Below are 17876 nucleotides of genomic sequence, written 5' to 3'. Positions count from 1 at the left end.
TCAGCCTCCGAAGTCATAGTTAGACATCATGGTGTCAGACACGTCCGTGGACAGCTGCTGGCGCAGCTGAGACAGGTTACGCTCAAACTCACCCAGCCCGTTCTGCTGCACCTGAATACGCCCCACGCGCTGGCTCAGTTCGTTACGTACCTGACGCAGGTTTTCGCGAAAGTGTTTATTCTCTTCTTCCGTATCGAGCGCCCCGGCCGCGCCGCTCTGCGCCACGTCAATCAGGCCGTTGATGTAGGACATGACCATGTCGGCCGCGATGTATTCCGCCAGGCTGCTGACCACGGACTGGTCCAGCCCGACCGATGCGGAATCGATGGTGTAGCGCAGCAGCTGCACGCGGGTACTGGATATCAGCGCTTTTTCATCGCCGGTCAGTGCCGCATCGGTGGTGCTTTTCTGGAAGATATCGTTCAGCATGTCGCGCACTTTCGCCGTCATGCCCTCATTTTCAGTGAGCGTCAGCTCAGCAACGACCGGCTGCAGGCAGGTATTATTATCATTACAGCGGTAAATTTTCTCGGTACCGCCGTTCAGCAGCGTGTTGAACATCGCTTCGCTGCCCCCGCGCGGCGCCAGGAATGACGGGTTGCCCTGCGCGTCGTAAATGACGGTGCCGACCATCGACATGATGAACTCCTTCAGTTCACGATCGTTACTAAAAAACTGGTTCAGCTTGCTGAACGTGTCCCATGTCAGGTTGCGGTTACGCGGAATACGCTTTTTCTCCTCGTCAGACGCCTTGCTGTAGACGCTGTCGGTCTCACCGCCCACGCCGCAGCCCTGCCGGGAAGCGGCCCAGTCTGAGAACCCGTTATGCGATGTGCCCAGGTCCTGACATATCTGGGCGCTGGCCGCCTGAGTTTTCGGCCACAGGCCCCCCACAATCGACTGGGCCGCCTGGCAGGTGGAGATATTCATGTTGTTGGTGTCACTGGCCAGCTTCTGCAGATAGTCCTTCACCGCCTTGCACTGCGGACAGATGGTCTCCAGCCCGAGGTCAAAGGCGTAGCCGGCCGCGTTGCTCAGGATCTGCTTGCCCATGATTTTAATCTGGTCACTGTTGATGAAGCTGAACGACCCCAGATACGCGTCGATGCCGCCGCAGCCGGACTTGATGTCGGGCAGGGTGACGGAAATCAGCTGTATGTTGCGCACCGGCATGCGGACAAAGAGATTACCGCCGGTCAGATAGCCGGCTGACTGGCCCTGCCAGGCGGCAGCGCTGGTGTAGTTGCCTCCGCCGCCCATCTCATCGAAAAATTTGTTGATATCAGACTGCACGCCCGCAACCGAGACGGCAGAAACCAGCAGCAGGCTGACGCCTGCCGTGGCGTTCAGAACGGTGTTATTCATCAGAGCACTCCCAGACGGTCAGCCAGCAAAAACGATTCTTCCAGCCGCTGCTTCAGCGCATCCCCGCTCATCTCTCCCTGTGACAGCGGGATGGTGACCAGCGTCTGCGTGTTCACAATAAAATCGGTTGGCGTGGCCCGGGGCAGCTCGGCGAAAAAGTCTTTCAGCACGCGGTCATTTACCGGCGCCACTTTCGGGAACGCCGCATCGCCCGCACCGTCGAAGCTGTAAACAAAGATATTCAGCCCGATCTCTGCGGCCACCGCCTTGAGTACCGGATTAAAGCGGTGACAGTAAGGACAGTCTGAACGCACGAAGTGAACTATCTGCCAGTGGCGGATATCGAGGCGGCGTCCGTCCGGCAGGTGAAGCCATACCGGCCCGCCGGCAGGCTCTGACCGTACAGAAGTCGCCGAAGGCGTGCTGACCTGAGTGGGTTCCGTACCCTTGCCCTGCTCCAGCCGGGCGATTTCATCAATCGTACCGGCGGTCGCAAGCGCCGGAACCAGTAACAGCAGTATGGCGAGTATTTTCCTTAACATGATTCAGTCCCCCGGTTTGAAATCGGTCACAACGTTGAGCATTCTGCGGGCCAGGTCGTCCTGGGAGATAAAGCCGTAGGCCAGCGGCTTGTATTTTTTCTTCAGCGGCTCGACGAGGAAAATGGCCGGGAAGTGGTCAACCTTCATTCTGGCGGCCTGCCCGGCGTCCCGGCGGCTGTCGGGCAGGTCCGGGTTGAGGCGGCCATCAACCGCGATAGCCACTACCGGCAGGTCATACTGCTGGCTGAACTCCTTCACGATACTACCGAGGCGATTATCCAGTGGCTCATTACCCCGGTAGAAAAAGAACACGCCGTAGTGCTGATTGACGTAGCGGATGGCCGCCTGCTGTTTCTGCCGCTGCTGCGCATACTGAATGTTGGCGGTGCCGTTGTAGAAAGAGTGCTGCAGGTTGTAGTCCAGTTCGGGATTCTCCAGCAGCACCCGCTCCCAGTTTGCGGCGAACCGGCTGGCCTGATTCACCATCCAGTCCTGAACAATTTTGTAGCGCCGGATGTTGTCAGGCGTCGGGCTGAGCATCGCCTCATTCATCACGTTGTCGCGAAACGCCTGCAGGCGCTTCATTCGCGAGGTCGGGCTTTCCGGCTCCGCTGACACGTAAGGCATCGCTGCCGGGTCCTCTTTTGTTACCGGCTGGTTATACCAGTACCAGCCCACCGCCGGATCGTAATGGTAGCCATCCGGATTTTTCTCCTCTGCATGGAGGGGAAGTACTGACAGCACCAGCACCAGATACAAAGACTTATTCATCACCGTCAGCCTCCTCCGTTCGACTTCAGATTACTGTTAATGCTCTCTTTAATGCGTTTTGTCAGCGCATCCTGGTCCGGCAGCGCCACCTGGCTGTTCAGGTCGTCAAAAAAATCGGCAAAATCGATAGCATCGAACTTAATGCCCTGCAGCTCTGCGATTTTTATCCCCCGGCAGTCCGGATTTTTACCCGATCCAAAACTGACCCCCAGCTGGTCATGCCGGCCCTGCTCCTGAACAATACGGGCCAGCTTACTGTTAAACACGCAGTAGCTTTCTTTCTTCTGCAGGCAGACGCTCAGCACCTTCTTCGAACAGTACGATCCGACCTTGACGACCAGCTTTTTCTCCTTCGCGGTGCCTATTTCCTTTTCCTCCGTGTTGCACTTTGCAAGCCCGATATCCTGCCCCCAGCCGCTGCTTTTGCAGCAGTTGCTGAATCCGGCAGCACTCTGACGACAGGACATTGCTTTTCCGGTAAACGCGGTGACGTTGTCCGGATCCATGCCGGCAAACTCTTTTCCGGCAGCGGCCAGCGCCGCCAGCTGAGATACCACTTCCCCAAAGTTCTGATTCTTTCCCGCCTTCATCGACGCGCAGCTGCCATCTGAACAGTAAAACTCTGAGCCACACAGCCAGCCGGTGCTGCTTACGGTATGCGCACACTGATACGTCAGCTTCTGAAAAACGCAGTACTCGCCGATTTTTTGCGTGCAGCTGCGGGTACCTTCGCTGCAGTTCGGATCGTCGATATACGCCTGACAGGTATTGGTGTCATCTTCATTGACTATCCAGTTCTGCGTGTATTCCCAGCAATCGCTGTATAACGTGAAGTCTTTTCCGTTGACTGTTACCGTACGGTTGCCCCCGGGATCGGTACAGGAATCGCTTACCTTCACCGCATCGCCCATGTCAGCCGGGCAGCTGTCTGTCCAGACAATCTGCGCTTTCAGGGTATCCCGTTCAGCTTCCATCGGAAGGGTAATCCGAACAATATCCACACCGGACGCAATCTGTTTCATCAGACCGTCAGCGCCTTCATTTTCATGACCGTCGGTGTTGTAACGAATAAGCAGACTGATAACCTGGCCCCGGTTCACGCGTTGTGAGGCAATACTCAGGGTGCCGGAATTATTGATTTTCGTTCGGATGGACTGACCCAGCACGCTTATCGAGTAGTCCAGCCGGTCGCCGTGATAATCAGGAGATTTAGGATAAAGAAATTCCCAGGAGCCGCTGCTGATGGTGCCATCTTCAGGAACAGTGAAATCATACTGTATCCAGTAGCCGGCAATGCGTTTGCCCGTGACGCTTCCTGCATTCAGCACCAGCTGTGTGCTGTACGTTTCACGCGAACCGGTAGTCTCAATGGTTGCCTTGCGTGAACAGGTCTGCGTCAGGTTACTGGCCATTTCGCAGTTATGGGCGGTGTAGGTTGTTTTATTCACCTTCTGCTCCACGCACTGCCCGTGAGTGCCGCCCGCGATGGCCTCCGCGTTAACACGTACGTCATCACTGTGCTTCATCATGTCGGAGTCATAGCTGATGCTGTCGGCAGGGTTATTGACATATGACTGATGCACGGTCTGGCCAAGATCGGAGGTACTGAGTTCCTTCTGCCCGGCCACGCCGATGGACGTGTCTGTCTGGGTGCCGCCCTTGTAATACTCCGTCTGCGGCGCATCTGCGCTGTAGTTGTCAAAATAGCCATTGGGATCGGCACTGGTTGTACCGGACGCCGCCTTGCCGGCATCAATGCCTTCTTTATTGGTATCATCCAGTGATCCGGCCTGCGCCGGAATAACGGCACAGGCAAACAGGGCCGTCAGCAGGACGGCACAGGGGGAAACTTTCATCGGTGGTGCTCCGGTCAGGAAAAATGGCTATTCAGCGCAGTCGCCCTGCGTATCCATCAGTTTCATGGCGTCATTAAAGGAAAGGTTGCCGTAAAGAATGTCGAACTTATCTCCGCACTTTTTCACCAGCGCCGGAACCTGCTTCACGCCGTATTTTTCAAAGCGCACCGGGTCAATCGCGATGCCCTGAATGTGATACGTGGTGACCATATGCATGATGTACTGCGCTGTCTGCTCCATGCTGTCGTTCACCAGCCCCCGGAAGTACACCGGGATATGGCGGCTTTCGGCAGCGCTGATCATAGTGGCCAGCTCTTTTTCAGGAAGGGAGGAAGACAGGAAGTACGCCCACTCGTTTTGCGTACTGTTTATCTGCCCGGGGCCGGGGGCCTCTTCTGCCTTAGCCGGGGGTAAAGCGGTCAGAGCCGCCAGGATCACAGCACCACACAGTTTCGTTTTTTCCATATCAGGTACCCGTAGTTTTTTCTGGAAACCGGCATCTCCTTACCGGTCTGCCACAGCATGACGTTACGACCAAAGGGATGGCAGGACGCCACATCCGGAATGGGGTTCACCAGCTGATAGCGGTAGCGGCTTTTCGGCATGATGGCGGTCGGATATTCGTAGCAGACGGCGGTATTGACGCCGACCGAGTCCAGAATGAGTCCCTCCCGGTGCAGCTTGAAGTCCATTCGCTCGGAAAGCAGCGCCGCGCTGTTCAGCCCGCTTGACTCATTGACGATGTTGCCCGTAAAGGGATACATCGAACCGTGCGACCCGGCACACCAGAACAGCGCATCAAGGGGCTTACCGGCCGCTGACGCCACCGCATCCGCCGCACAGGCCATCTGGGCGACGGGGTTGGCAAACAGCATCACCTCCGGGTTAATGAACAGCGACAGGTTGTCATCCTTCCACATCGGGTCCAGCTCGGAGAGATAGCCGATGTCGTACTCCCCGCCCTGCATGCACATCGTCGAGCTGATAATGTTCAGCCAGCTAATCAACGGATATTTGTACCAGTGCACGTGATAGAACGTCCCGGGGTGCTCGTTGGCTGTTTTGGTCCCCGTACCGGTCCCCGTGTGCGGGATACTGATGGAAAAGCCCCCCATGTTCACCATGCAGCCCGGCGCGCGGGTGACATCAGTCATCGCAAACGGCTCCCAGAAGCCGATGGCAATGCCCGTCCGTTCAAATATTGGCGGCGGCACGGGACAGAACTGGATGGGTGATGACGGGTTTTCGGTGTCCGGCAGACTGCTCTGAGACACTTTGACGCTGCCGATGCTCATCGGAAAAAGGCAGTCCCAGCACACATCGGTGATGGGATTTACCCAGCGCCCGTCACAGGTCGGATCGGCAGCATGAGCGGGCAGGCTCAGACAGCACGCCGCCAGTAAAATGATAAGCGGCTTCATGTCAGCCGCCTTTTTTTACGGCTGCCCGGACTTTATTCACAGCCGCCTGCAGGGCTGCCTGACTGACCGCGCCGGGAATAACCGATACATTCCCCGCATTCGCCCCCTTCACCGGCATCACCACAAACGCCGGCGTACCCTGAATGCCCAGCGATTTCGCCAGTGCGTTGGTGCGATCGAGCACCGGCATAACAGTAGCGGGATCCGGCAGGGCCGTGGTGCCGGATTGCTTTACGGCGGCGTCAATATCGGCTGCCGTCAGGTCACCCTCAATATGCCCGGAAGCGAATAACGCGGCATGATAGCGCTGATACGCCTCTGCCCCGCCCTGCTTCCATACTGCCAGTCCGGTCTGCGCCGCCGTCGCGGACAGCGGCCATTTGCCCCCAAAGATGGGCCACTCTTTCCAGATAAAGCGGACATCGGGGTTATCCCGTATCACCGCCTCAACGGCGGGTGCGGTACGCGAGCAGTAAACGCACTGGTAATCAAAGAACTGCACCACCGCCACGTCTCCGGCCGGATGCAGCACCGGCGTGTCCGGATCGTTCAGCAGGTCATCCTGCCGTATCAGCGCCGCCTGCACGGCCTGTGTTGCCTGTTTTTCCTGTGCCTGCTGCCGCAGCTTCTGGCTCATTTCGACCAGCAGCTCCGGATGCGCCCTGAGGTAATCTGCCGCGATGCTGCCGATGGCATCCTGCTGGGCCGGGGTGAAACTGCCTTCAGCGGCACAGGACTGTCCGGTGACAAAGACGCTGACAGACAGGGCCAGCAGGGTGGTAAATAACATTTTTTGCATGGTGTCTCCGCTTAACGGTCTGGCAGACCGTATTCAGTGATGCTGAAAAGTTTCTTCCCGGGTGCCTGGGTTACCCGCGCCGGGACCTGTTTAATGCCGAACTTGCGGACCAGTGTGCCGGTCTGGTCAAAGAACATCTGCTCACCCAGTGCAACGGCGCTGTCACGCACGTTGCCGTTAAACAGGATGATTTTGTGCATCGCTGTGGTGGTCTGCTGCGCCTTCATCCAGGTAATCTGCCGCTCATCGTCACCATCAATGAAATACAGCGTTTCGTTAAACACCGGGATGATGTCGAACGGGTTCACCTGCTGGCCCTTACGGGCAAACACCGTGCCGTTCTGATCGGCCAGGTCTTTTGTCACCGTAAAGGTCGGGTCGAACAGCCGGGTGTGCGTCTCTTTACTGGTCACCAGCCCTTCCACCGGCGGTGGCCGCAGCGCCGCCTCCTCTGCCTTCTTCTGCATCTCCTGCTGCACCGCTTCGGGGGACTGCCCGGTAAAGTGCTGCTGCAGGTTGTTTTTCATCACGCCAATCAGGTCGTGCTCGGCAATTCCCCAGGTGTCACCGTATGTCCCGAGGTTCGCGGCCGTCGCCGGTAACGTGGCGGCAAACAGCAGCGCGGTGAGCATCTTCTTCATGCTGTATCCTTATTTACCGCCGGGCACTTCAGCCGCTGACACGCTGATTTCGCCTGCTCAGTGGCGGTCATGCAGGCAACGATGGTGGTTACCGGCACATCCGGGCGGCGACACAGACGACGGTATTTCACCATCAGCGCCCGCCAGCGGATGTGGGCTTCCCGCCACGCCAGAAATTCCGGATTAAGTGAATTATTCATACCGGTTCCTCCTGTTGATTCCGGTGATCGGACAGATTTACTGTGCGTCCGCTGCAGGTAAGTCCTGCCCCTGCATGGCTGTGGCCAGACGCGCCCGGATATCCGGCGTCACGTCCGGTACGCCGCTGACGGCGGCCGCGCTGACCAGGATACTGACGTGATGCTGTTGCGCGTACTCGCGGGTGACTGCCGTCATGTTGTGGTCAAAACGCCGGAGCAGCTGGCGCCGCCGCGTATCGTTCAGCTCCAGTTTTGCACTCTGGCGGATAAAGGCGTTCACCGTTCCCTTCATGTCGAAGGTCACCAGTACCGGCGGGCGCAGCAGCCAGAACCATGCGGTCCAGGCGCAGGCCAGAGACAGGAGAACGGAGATAAGCACAATGACTATCGGGTTTGACGTTTTCACAGAGGCATTCTCCGCAGCGTGTTGAGGATCTCCCGCTTGTGCGGATCGTGTTCAGCCATTTCGAAGATGATATCTTTGATATCGGCTCCCTCCTTCAGACGGCGCTCGCGGTAGGTAAAGTCTTCGCCTTTGGAGGAAAAAAGTCCGTCACTGAGCGGGTCAAGCAGCAGTCGGTGGAAGCTGGAGTATTGCCCCACGCTGACCAGAAAAGCGCTGTAGAGCGCTTTCTTCGCCTCCGGAAACTTACGGATCATGGCCCACTCCAGCTCGCTGAATGCCTGGGGTTCTTCCCTCTCGAAGTCGTTAAAACTCTTCGCATCCTGCATACAGGTAAACTTGAAGGAGGAGTTGGAATAGGCGGCCAGAGACGCAGTGGAGAGACGTTTGTCGTAGATCCCCTGCGTCACCGTGCCATATGAGCCGTTGTGGCGGCGGACAGTACGGTAGCCCTCCTCAATAAAGTCCTTTATTTTTTCGCTTGAACCACCGAGCAGCTTCCAGCCCTCATCAATGATGTTCAGCTTCTGCTGGTCACGGGAGGTGCCGTACATCATGTTCTCGTTCCAGATCATGATGGTGAACAGGATGGCGGCCAGCAGGTCACGCTGTTTACGCATCGCGCCAAGTTCAGTCACCACAAACTGCAGGTCTGACCGTAACGTGGGTTCTGATGAGTTGAAAAACTCACCGTAGATCCCTTTCGTTGAGAACTTGGCCAGCAGCGTGGTGATTTCCTCAATACGGCCACCAATCTGCGCAGAGTGCTGGCGCGTGACGTCAGACTGGCGTTTTTTCAGGTAATCAATGACGTGGTCAATGCGCATGTCCTGCTGATACTGTGGCCAGGACTCGGTGATGGACTCCAGGATCAGCGACTCGTGCACCTCATCCAGCAGGCCGTTCGGGCTGGCGAGAATACACAACTGATCGCGGATGCGCTCGGCCGCCAGAGTGATTTCGGTGACGTTAGCAAACGGATTGAAACGCAGCGTTTCACCGTTGATGTAGGTACCGTTCATGCTGGAGCAGAACGCCTTGTAGCTGTCACCGATGTCCTGTATGGAAACCAGCCCTCCCCGGTCAAGCACAGACCGGGCAATGGATTGTGACAGCACCGACTTACCAGCCCCGGAGGTGCCGGACATAAACCAGTTAAAATTGGTGTTCGGCAGCGTCGGGTCAAAAACATCGATGAAGGCTATCTGGTTGCGGAAACTCGGAATAAGAATGCCGGAGGTACACAGCTTGTTATCACCGATAACCGGCAGCAGGTTGGCCGCCTGAAACGTCTCTGCCCGCTGAATGGCGCCGGTTTTTTTGCAGTCTCCCCACAGCTTCCTGTTCGCCAGTGAAAACGGCAGCGTGGCCAGCAGGTTACGCATCTGCATAAAGTCGGCGCGAACGAAACGCACCCCCTGTCCGGCAAAGCTGTTACGGGTGGCTTCCGTGTAGCGCGAGGTGAGATCGTCATCATCCGGGCAGAACAGGGTGATGCCGCAGAAATAGCTGGTGATCGACGTCTGATTGGCCAGCAGACGGGTTCGTGCGTCTTTCCACTCCGCGTGCTGACGAACGGTGGAGGGAATAAACTTGGCATAGCTGGTGTTGACGCGGGAATCGAGCGCGATAAAACGGCTGTTCGCCTCCCCCTGGCTTTTCATCTGATCTTCCGTATTGAGGATCATGGTGAAGATAAACGGACAGGGTATACCTTTGGTCGGGGACATCAGGTCAGCGATAAGGTTGCCGTTCTGCCAGAGATAGTGCTCCTCGGGATTACGATCGAGGTTAAGGTTCACCATGCGGGTGCTGAACGGTTTTTCCTGCCGGTCCGTACCTTCGATGCGGATGTGTGACGGTTTGACCCGCCATGAGGTGGAGCGGTCAACGATCTGCGTGTTAAGGTCGGCCCCGGGATCGTAGTCAACGCCATACCCCGCAAGACGTTCAGTATCGTGATTAATGAACTCCCGCAGAACGCCGTTGAACTCGTTTACCCCAATGGTGCGGGTCCAGATATCGGCAGAAACCAACGCGTTCAGCAGATTGCGGCGAATATCGCGAACGCGAATAAGGGCCGCTTCGTTCACATTCTTTACCGGCTGGGACCAGATAAAGAACAGGCGATAGTCGCGCAGCGTCAGCGGGTGTCCCATGCCGTTGCTGAAAGTATGTCGCGCCCCGTTGAGATAAAAACGGGTGGTCAGATCGTTACACTCCTCAGCGCGATGTCCTTTCCAGGCAAAATCCTTCAGGCCGTACTCCACTTGATCCTTCACCGCCCTGCTGGATACCAGCATGACCTGCAGAGGCGTGCCGCGCGGAACGGTGTCCCTGAGCAGCGTCTCCAGGCTCTCAGTCAGCTGTTCGTTAGCACCGATAAGGGGCTGAGATTCAAGCACAAAGCCCAGCGAGTCACGGTTTATCCAGATCTGGCTGTCGCTGTCATAGTCTGCAAACGGCAGCAGGTCACGAATATGGGGATAATCCATCTGCTGCAGCTTCTCCCGCGTTTCTGCGGTGGTGTCACGCTCGCCCAGGATATCCGTGACGGTATCCACCACGCTGAGCGGGTCAAACCGGAAGCCTTTAAGAAACTTCATTCGTACCTCACATCACGATACCGCTCCAGTCCGCCGGACCGGAAACGGTGTAAATAACCTCGCCCATGTGGGCGTTATTATCAGGAGAAACGTAGGGGGCTATCCAGATTCGCTCCACGCCGTCAGGCTTACGAAACGCCGATGCGGGTTCCGGCCAGCAGTGCAGGGCATTACAGGTTGCCGGCCTGTCATTGCTGACATAGCGACGATCGTTCACCTGTGTGAAGGGGCGCACGCCTGAAGGTGCGTTACCGGGCACGATACGGCTGTCTGCCGCGATGCCGGACAACATTTCCACATCGCGCTGAACGTCTAGGCGGATATCGCCGGTATCCATCAGCCGGTACTGGTCCAGGCTAATCCCCCCGCTGGCAGGGGCGTTACGGCTTGCCGTGGCGGACATGTCATCCGCCTGTGACATCCAGATACCGGAGTCTTTTGCCGGCTTATCAAATTCAAACTCGCTGTTAACGCCTGTACATCCGGTCAGCAGACCGGCCATCGAGCAGAGGATAAGAATTTTTTTCATTGTGTACTCCGGATTCAGAGAGAGGGAGCTATGAAGTTGGTAATATCAGTTATATCGATATCAGGCGGTTCAGGAGCCGGCTGAGCAAAACCTGGTCGGGTATATGTCCCGGACTGCACCCTGTTTTTTGATGCCGTAGCCCTGCGTTCGCCAGCGGACGATGTCGCGATCTGCTTCGCGTGAAAATGAACGGCAGCCGAAGGCGGAATCACACTGTCCTGTACCCCGGTTTCAGTCATTGCGCCCCCTGTTGCGGCACCGGACGTCCCGGCGTGACAAAGTCATCCAGGCGCAGGCTTTGTGCGTCACCGAGCTTACCAACCAGTTCGGGGGGAAGACCGCTGTTAGCCCGTGCCTGCGTGGTGGTGTCTGCCAACTGCGCCGGGGCTTTCTTTGCAGCCTCAGCGGCCGCCTTGTCCTCAATGAACTCGGCCTTAAAGCCTTCAATAAAAACCACTTCCACACGGTTCGCCGCCCCGATGGGGATGATGGGGTGATACTGCTCGGCGCGTTCGATGTAGTAATCAGCCAGCTTGTCGGCCGCCTTACTCACGCCACCACCGATGGCACCGCGGGCCACTTCACCACCGCTGATATTTGCCGTTGCGCCGATGCCGACGGCAGTCTGGCCGACCTGAGAAACCGAGTTACCCAGACCACCCAATGCGCCGGCAGTAAAGGCGAGACCGAGGATTTTTCCGTTACGCATCACCGGCACGCCCTTAATGCCGTTTTTGCCGTAGAAAGCCACGTGTCCCTTCACGGTCTGGTCAATATGTTTCCCGTCGATAATGCAGGAGAGGCGCTGCAGCTGGACAACGGCGTGTTCGCTGGAAATATCACCCCAGGCAGCGGCGGTGACAAAGCAGTTATTCAGACGCCCGAGACGCTGGTTACCGGGCAGATGAGCCTCACCTTTCAGCTTGAACTGCATCGGCACCAGATTATTCTCGCCCCGCACGGAGGCATTGGCATCGGCGCCTTCAATAACGATGGCATCCGAGAACGCGCCGGTCGGGACCCAGAAAGATGTGTCTGCGGGCGGCTTTTTCCACCGGTCAGTGTCAAGCAGCGCATTGTCTATCTTCCCCCGGACAACGGGAGGAGGCCCCACGCGGTATTCTGTACGCATCCCGGGGACCCCAGTGCTCTGTGGGGTGGCCTGTCCCGCTGCCGGGGTGGGTTGTCTGTCCAGCTTCTCCTGCAGGGAGGTCACCAGCTTTGTGAGCGCCTCGTTGCTGCTGGCCATCTGCTTCATCTGCGCCTCCAGGCCGGAGAACTGCTTCTTCACGTCCGCCAGTCCTTCCTTTGCCTGCTTCTCACGCATCTGCGCGTCCAGCAACACCGAATTCTGCCCGGCACCGTCGAAGGTGTTAACTACCAGTCCACCGGTAAGATCCGGTTCAGGCGGCGTTCCCTTCCCGGCAGCGTGATCTTTCGGCGCACCGGCACGGTGGTTAAGCAGATAAAGCGAACCCACAACAAGGGCGAGAATACCGGCAATAACTGCCAGCAGGCGACGCTGTTTGCCCTGTATCAGGCGGTTAATGTTCATCGCGCCCCCCTTTCGTGCGGTACAGCACGATGACGGAGACGCTGCGGCCCGGCTCCAGCACGTCCAGCCGGGGATGAAAAGACACCGCCATCACGCCGGGACTCCAGAAATAACGCTCACTGAGTTTCAGCCGCTGTCTGCTGATGCTGGTGACGTCTGTCCGAACGATGCGAAGACGATCGCCCTGCCAGGCCGTTACCGGCCGTAGCGAAAAGGCGCGCATCACGCTGTCACTGACCGGCATGGATATGTTCTTCGTGTACACATAACCGACAGGCATGCGGTTGGTGACAAAGCGGTTCACCAGACCACTGATCAGCCCGCTGTAGCCGGACTGTGACTGTTCCCACTTCCCGGCCTCCGCCGCCCCCCTGATCGACGGGTTATCGACGGTCAGCGTCAGGCCCGGGCGCTTACCTGGTGTAGCCTGAGCGGAGAAGCTGTAGCCGGAGGCAGTCTGTACAAACAGGGTGAAGGGTTTTTCGGTAACAGTGGAGAACAGGACGCCGCCATCAGGCGTCGGAGATTTAGCCGTCAGCACGCCCTGCGTTGCCTGTACGGCGACGATACGATCGTCACTGACGCGTATGGCGTTCGGATCGGTATTACTGACCGCCAGCGCCACGCGCGCACCGGGGTTCAGCGTCATCTGCTGTGCAGAAACGGACGCTGCGGATAAAATCAGCAAAAAGCAGGCTGGCAGGTATTTACTGCTGTGCATCAGGAACCTCCAGAAAGGCACTCCAGCAAAGCCGGTCATTGCGGGTATCTGTGCGGATGCGGTAGTGCTTGTTCACCGGACTGGCGGTGTGCATGCCGTAGTTCAGTGACAGCTGGCCGGTAATATCGACCACACCGGTATCCGTCCTTACCCGAAAATCTTTCGGGTAAAACACCGAACCGCCGTCGTTGGTGGACACACGGACGTTTTCTTCTGCCAGCACCGGCTTCATGGTTTTCTCAACGCCGTCACAGGCGTCAGCCAGTAACGCTTTATGGCTGTCCAGTGCATTGTCGCTGTTGATGTTGAGACGCAGGGCAAGCCAGCTCAGCGCCATCAGGCGCAGGTAGCGGGCATCACCCCGTTTTCCGGTAAAGCTGAATGGAGAGTCAGCGCCAAATGGCATCACGATGGTGAGCCGGTTATCCAGGAGTTGTGCCGTCAGCGCCCGGTTATCGCTGTACATGCGCCAGCACAGACCAAGAGAAAGAATGATCATGACCAGCAGCACCAGAATGGTGATGGCCAGATTGCGGTTGCCCGCACTGCGGAGTTTGTATTCCATAAGATCTCGGGGTCAGGAAACCCAGTGCCGCTTGAAACTCTCAGGCAGAACGTTAATAAAAAAACGCATGACAGAAGTAGGCAGGCACCAGTAGGCCAGATTGAGAAGGTACTGAGAACCGCGGCCTTTTTTGAGATGACGAATTCCGACAACGGCAACAAGAAGCGTGGGACCGAATATCCACATGTTCACAAATATCGCCAGCAGACTGAGGGGTACGTAAATACAGAACTCGTCCGGAGGCAGTCCCACGAAGCGCCTTTGTTCGGAAAACGTAGCCGGGTACTGATAGCGGTTACGCTTTTCCATCAGGCGCCTTACTTAAGATGGTATAATGCTGAAGGCGATGTTGATGAACACCATTACCGCTGCAACGCCGCCAAACATAATCAGGTTTTTAGTCTTGATATAGGTGAACACCGCCATCAGAATTTCCAGCAAATAAAGTATCCAGACTATCGTACTCCCACTCCCGAACGTATCGTTGATCGTAGTTTTGCCGCCCTTGAAAAGGTCTTCGGCCTGCGCATGCAGCACAGGAACGCTCATCAGAGTGACAGAGGCAACCAGCGCACCTCCTTTCGCTTTCTCCCACGCTACCGCCCCTGCCCTGCGACAGTTTTGGAGAGACAACAGAGTCTTACCTTTCATATTCGTTTTCCTCAGAAAGGGTTATAGTTAACATCATGTCATTTTTTACATCCGGTTCACTCTCTAGCGCATTATGAAGAACTCGCCTTAGTCACCTCCCTTTCGTTATCCAATAATCAGAGAATGCCTTATCTGTTTCTTTACGAAACTGAATGAAAATTACGCCCGATAATTACGCGATTCAATTTGATTAATTGATCTTATAGATCGATAATTTTGCTCCTTGAGCATCACCAACAATGAAGAAAATTTAATATATTGATTAATAAGGTTTATTAATGTTAGAGCAGGCTGATTTATTTGTGCATACGGCAGGAAAGGTACGAATAACAGCACCTTTTTTTCGGGAAAAACATGAGGAATGTTTATATGCCATCCTCACGTATGTTCTTTATCATTACAGGCGCATGCCAGGATGGTTCGACATTGAAACGGATGTCGGGGCCTGGTATGTCTGTAAGGTGGTTACGCTGCCCTTTCTGTACTTCATGGGGGGCAGAACGGGTGACGTGACGGCTGAAGAATACTTCCTCCGTTCGATGAAACACATCGACCTGTCGTCCGGCGCTGTCGATCCCGATGTGTATATCGGCGTCAGAAAGAATTTCTTCACGCCACTGATGCCGATCGCCCACGATGAATCTGAATCTGCCGGGCTGGCATTCTCGCTTAAAAATGGAGAAATCATCCCGCCTTTTGGCGAAAAAAACGTTCAGGCCAGGGGTACTACCTCCCGCTCGACATCCGCCAGTGGCCGTAAAAAGAAAGTCGATGATTACGCGCTGATGCAGAAATTCCACGAAGGAAAAAGCGTACGGGAAATAATGCAGGAACTGCGTTGCTCGGAGTCATATGTTTATCAAACCATTAAGCGTATTAAAGGCATTTCGGCTATGGAGTTGCGGTATCAGCGCTGGAAGATGATTTCAGATCTCTATTTTGCAAAGCCAAGGAAAACGCTTAATGAAATAGAGGAAATCTGTCAGGCAAGCCGCTGGCAGATTTATAATGCCGTCAGAAACATGGCAAAAAAAGACGACGTCGTACTGGATAAAAAGCGACGCGACCTCAGACTCAGCGACAAAGACATTCAGTCCATACGCCAAAGCCTGGAAAAGGGCGTTACCAGGAAAAGCATCTGCCGGGAATATAACATCACGCCCAAAACGCTGGTTAAGTATATTGGCCCGAATGAAAACTACAGGCTTATATCCGAAGATAATAAAGAAAAAGTCGTTCGTCTCAGGGTTCAGGGAAAAACGCTGGCGGAGACAGCCAGCATGCTTGGCGTCAATCTGCAATACGTTAAACAAGTCTGGAAGGAACATCGCGACAGCCATGACGTTATTGCCAAAAGAGTAAAATATGATAACCGCAACCCTCTTACAAAACGTGACCGCGACCAGGCTGTAAATGCCGTTCTTAAGGACGGCATTACCCGAAAAAAAGTTTGTGAACAGTACGGCATTAATGCCCTGACGCTGAGGCGCTATATCCGGGCAGAAAAACAGCGTCAGCTACAGGAACTGAGGGATAAGGATGAAGACAATGATAAGCGATAAACGTCATCACACCTTCCGGCAAATGTATCCATAAATATAAGAACAGTCTCGCGGGGAGAACAGTAAAAAACTTTTTCTCCCCTGATCAAAATAAATGGTCTATTTGAAATAATTTTTAAGTTTTCCGGCGACCCGCTCCTGTACTGCCTTCGGCCACTCCGTATCAAGAAATTGTGCATTTTTTATTATTTTTGACGGATCGGCGGTTTCTTTAAGGATACCAAAAATACCCTCCGTAATAAATGCACTGGTAATGACGTTATGGGCAATAAGTTCCAGTTTCTGATCCAGCGTCATCTGATCGGCATCCTTGTTAATTTTGTTTTCATAAACGCGAAGGCCCAGCTTGAACATTTCCAGAACAAATGCAGACCGGTTTGCTGTTTCACGTGACTCACCGTCTTCGAGTTTTTTTTCTAAATGAAAATCAACCTTCTCAAGCAGTGAAAACGGGACGGTAAGATTTACTCTGTTTCTGCGTTGCGTGTCGTCAATTTTCATATTAACCTCATTTTTAGCTGTTACCGCCGCTGATACAGTAGGGCAGAAATATCCGGTTCAGAGAGCAGAAAATATAGCATGGCGTTACCACAGTAAAGCCAATAAGACACCATGCGGCGTCTTTAAGGTAACAATGAAGTAACCACACAGAAACCACAATGACGCCATACAACGTCCACGTGGTTCTTTATAACAGTAACTTATTGTTTTTATTGAATGCACCACAATATCACTTTATGGTTACCATGCGGTAACCGTGAAAGCACCAAACGGTAACTTAATTAATGGCTAAATTTTCAACGAAATATAATCATCTTTCTGAATTTACAGGCAAAATTCGCAAAATTAATTTTGCGAGTGGTGTGCTGTTATTTGGTCTTAAGGTTATTTAAATGATATAATCCCCGCATCGTCATTTAAATTCTGAGGCCGCTATGCGGATATTTTTCTGTGCCGTTGCCCTGCTGGCTTCAGGCATGTTTTCGGTAACTTCCCGTGCAGACTGTTTTGACAGAGCAGGAGAGTGGTATCAAATCGATCCGGATTATCTTCGCGCCATCGCCTGGCAGGAATCCCGCTACAATCCAGTTGCAAAAAACAGTAATCGTGACCGGAACGGTAAAATCACCAGCACCGACTATGGCATCATGCAGATAAACAGCACGACCATAAATGGATTCCGGCGTGAATATCCCGGACTTACCGCACAAAAACTGCTTGACGATCCGTGCCTGAATATTTTTGTGGGTGCAATGGTGCTTCGCCGAAATATGAATCAGTACGGAATCTCATGGCTGGCGGTCGGAATGTACAATGCGGGGGTAAAAAACAGAATGGAAACCATCCAGAACCGGTACAGGTATGCCATGCTGATAGACGGTCATTATAAAAACATTAAAAACGGGAAAATAATAAGGCCAAATATTGACGATTGAAAAAGCAATTCCATCCTGTATTTAATTTATGAAAAATACAATACAACAACATAAAACTTCATTAGAACGCGCATCCAGCCTCTGATTAAAGACGCACTTAGACCTCATTGACTTGTTAAATGAAATTTGATTATTGATTCATACAACCATGATGAATCACTCTCAGATTTAAAGTAAAAGATCACCTACCACATCACAGAATGAATAAATTTAAAACACCGGCACAGCCTGAGCCAGCTTGAAAGCACAGTAA

General features: G+C 54.5%; 20 protein-coding genes. 2 read left to right on the top strand and 18 right to left on the bottom strand.

The window, feature by feature from the left end; genetic code table 11:
* From BL249_RS15655 to BL249_RS15570, 17 genes are all read right to left on the bottom strand, one after another.
* Positions 1–1365, bottom strand: coding sequence for a conjugal transfer protein TraH (locus BL249_RS15655; RefSeq protein WP_099706587.1), 1365 nt, complete (start codon positions 1363–1365; stop codon positions 1–3).
* Complete coding sequence (gene traF / locus BL249_RS15650; protein ID WP_099706586.1) at positions 1365–1907, bottom strand: conjugal transfer protein TraF; 543 nt, start codon at positions 1905–1907, stop codon at positions 1365–1367. The genes BL249_RS15655 and traF (BL249_RS15650) overlap by 1 nt, the downstream gene beginning before the upstream one ends.
* A gap of 3 nt (positions 1908–1910) precedes the next feature.
* Entirely contained in the window at positions 1911–2678 is a 768-nt protein-coding gene (gene traF / locus BL249_RS15645; RefSeq protein WP_099706598.1) for a type-F conjugative transfer system pilin assembly protein TraF, read from the bottom strand.
* Between the two features lie 5 nt (positions 2679–2683).
* Complete coding sequence (locus tag BL249_RS15640) at positions 2684–4534, bottom strand: conjugal transfer protein TraN (RefSeq protein ID WP_099706585.1); 1851 nt, start codon at positions 4532–4534, stop codon at positions 2684–2686.
* A gap of 27 nt (positions 4535–4561) precedes the next feature.
* Positions 4562–4999: a type-F conjugative transfer system pilin assembly protein TrbC gene (gene trbC / locus BL249_RS15635; RefSeq protein WP_099706584.1), complete on the bottom strand. Its 438-nt coding sequence runs from the start codon at positions 4997–4999 to the stop codon at positions 4562–4564.
* Positions 4969–5955, bottom strand: coding sequence for a conjugal transfer pilus assembly protein TraU (gene traU / locus BL249_RS15630; RefSeq protein ID WP_099706583.1), 987 nt, complete (start codon positions 5953–5955; stop codon positions 4969–4971). Before traU ends, trbC begins: the two co-directional genes overlap by 31 nt.
* A gap of 1 nt (position 5956) precedes the next feature.
* Positions 5957–6754 carry a DsbA family protein gene (locus BL249_RS15625; protein ID WP_099706582.1) on the bottom strand — a complete coding sequence of 266 codons (798 nt, stop codon included), beginning with the start codon at positions 6752–6754 and terminating at the stop codon, positions 5957–5959.
* Between the two features lie 11 nt (positions 6755–6765).
* The gene (traW, locus tag BL249_RS15620; RefSeq protein WP_099706581.1) at positions 6766–7395 is read right to left on the bottom strand and encodes a type-F conjugative transfer system protein TraW; all 630 of its coding nucleotides are present in this window, start codon (positions 7393–7395) and stop codon (positions 6766–6768) included.
* A complete protein-coding gene (locus BL249_RS15615; RefSeq protein ID WP_099706580.1) occupies positions 7392–7595 on the bottom strand; it encodes a hypothetical protein in 204 nt (67 codons plus the stop codon). Before BL249_RS15615 ends, traW begins: the two co-directional genes overlap by 4 nt.
* A gap of 37 nt (positions 7596–7632) precedes the next feature.
* On the bottom strand, positions 7633–8001 hold the full coding sequence (gene trbI / locus BL249_RS15610; RefSeq protein WP_099706579.1) for a type-F conjugative transfer system protein TrbI: 369 nt from the start codon (positions 7999–8001) through the stop codon (positions 7633–7635).
* Positions 7998–10604, bottom strand: coding sequence for a type IV secretion system protein TraC (gene traC / locus BL249_RS15605; protein WP_099706578.1), 2607 nt, complete (start codon positions 10602–10604; stop codon positions 7998–8000). Before traC ends, trbI begins: the two co-directional genes overlap by 4 nt.
* 7 nt (positions 10605–10611) lie before the next feature.
* The gene (locus tag BL249_RS15600; RefSeq protein ID WP_099706577.1) at positions 10612–11133 is read right to left on the bottom strand and encodes a TraV family lipoprotein; all 522 of its coding nucleotides are present in this window, start codon (positions 11131–11133) and stop codon (positions 10612–10614) included.
* A gap of 235 nt (positions 11134–11368) precedes the next feature.
* A complete protein-coding gene (locus BL249_RS15590; protein WP_099706575.1) occupies positions 11369–12688 on the bottom strand; it encodes a TrbI/VirB10 family protein in 1320 nt (439 codons plus the stop codon).
* On the bottom strand, positions 12678–13409 hold the full coding sequence (locus BL249_RS15585) for a TraK domain-containing protein (protein WP_158233108.1): 732 nt from the start codon (positions 13407–13409) through the stop codon (positions 12678–12680). Before BL249_RS15585 ends, BL249_RS15590 begins: the two co-directional genes overlap by 11 nt.
* Positions 13396–13974 (bottom strand): TraE/TraK family type IV conjugative transfer system protein, encoded by a 579-nt coding sequence (locus BL249_RS15580; protein WP_099706573.1) that lies wholly within the window; start codon positions 13972–13974, stop codon positions 13396–13398. The genes BL249_RS15585 and BL249_RS15580 overlap by 14 nt, the downstream gene beginning before the upstream one ends.
* 12 nt (positions 13975–13986) lie before the next feature.
* Entirely contained in the window at positions 13987–14283 is a 297-nt protein-coding gene (traL, locus tag BL249_RS15575) for a type IV conjugative transfer system protein TraL (RefSeq protein ID WP_099706572.1), read from the bottom strand.
* 12 nt (positions 14284–14295) lie between these two features.
* The gene (locus tag BL249_RS15570; protein ID WP_099706571.1) at positions 14296–14625 is read right to left on the bottom strand and encodes a type IV conjugative transfer system pilin TraA; all 330 of its coding nucleotides are present in this window, start codon (positions 14623–14625) and stop codon (positions 14296–14298) included.
* A 407-nt stretch (positions 14626–15032) separates the two neighbouring features.
* On the opposite strand from BL249_RS15570, the gene BL249_RS15565 reads away from it, so the two are divergent.
* On the top strand, positions 15033–16187 hold the full coding sequence (locus BL249_RS15565; protein WP_099706570.1) for a helix-turn-helix domain-containing protein: 1155 nt from the start codon (positions 15033–15035) through the stop codon (positions 16185–16187).
* A 99-nt stretch (positions 16188–16286) separates the two neighbouring features.
* Here the strand turns inward: BL249_RS15565 and BL249_RS15560 are convergent, their stop codons facing one another.
* Positions 16287–16688: a relaxosome protein TraM gene (locus tag BL249_RS15560; RefSeq protein WP_099706569.1), complete on the bottom strand. Its 402-nt coding sequence runs from the start codon at positions 16686–16688 to the stop codon at positions 16287–16289.
* Between the two features lie 434 nt (positions 16689–17122).
* Here BL249_RS15560 and BL249_RS15555 point away from each other — a divergent pair, with 434 nt between their 5' ends.
* Complete coding sequence (locus tag BL249_RS15555; protein WP_099706568.1) at positions 17123–17623, top strand: lytic transglycosylase domain-containing protein; 501 nt, start codon at positions 17123–17125, stop codon at positions 17621–17623.
* The last annotated feature ends 253 nt before the right edge of the window (positions 17624–17876 follow it).

The sequence above is a fragment of the Erwinia sp. OLFS4 genome (assembly GCF_002752165.1).
GTDB lineage: Bacteria > Pseudomonadota > Gammaproteobacteria > Enterobacterales > Enterobacteriaceae > Izhakiella.
This window is presented reverse-complemented; position numbering and strand designations above follow the sequence as displayed.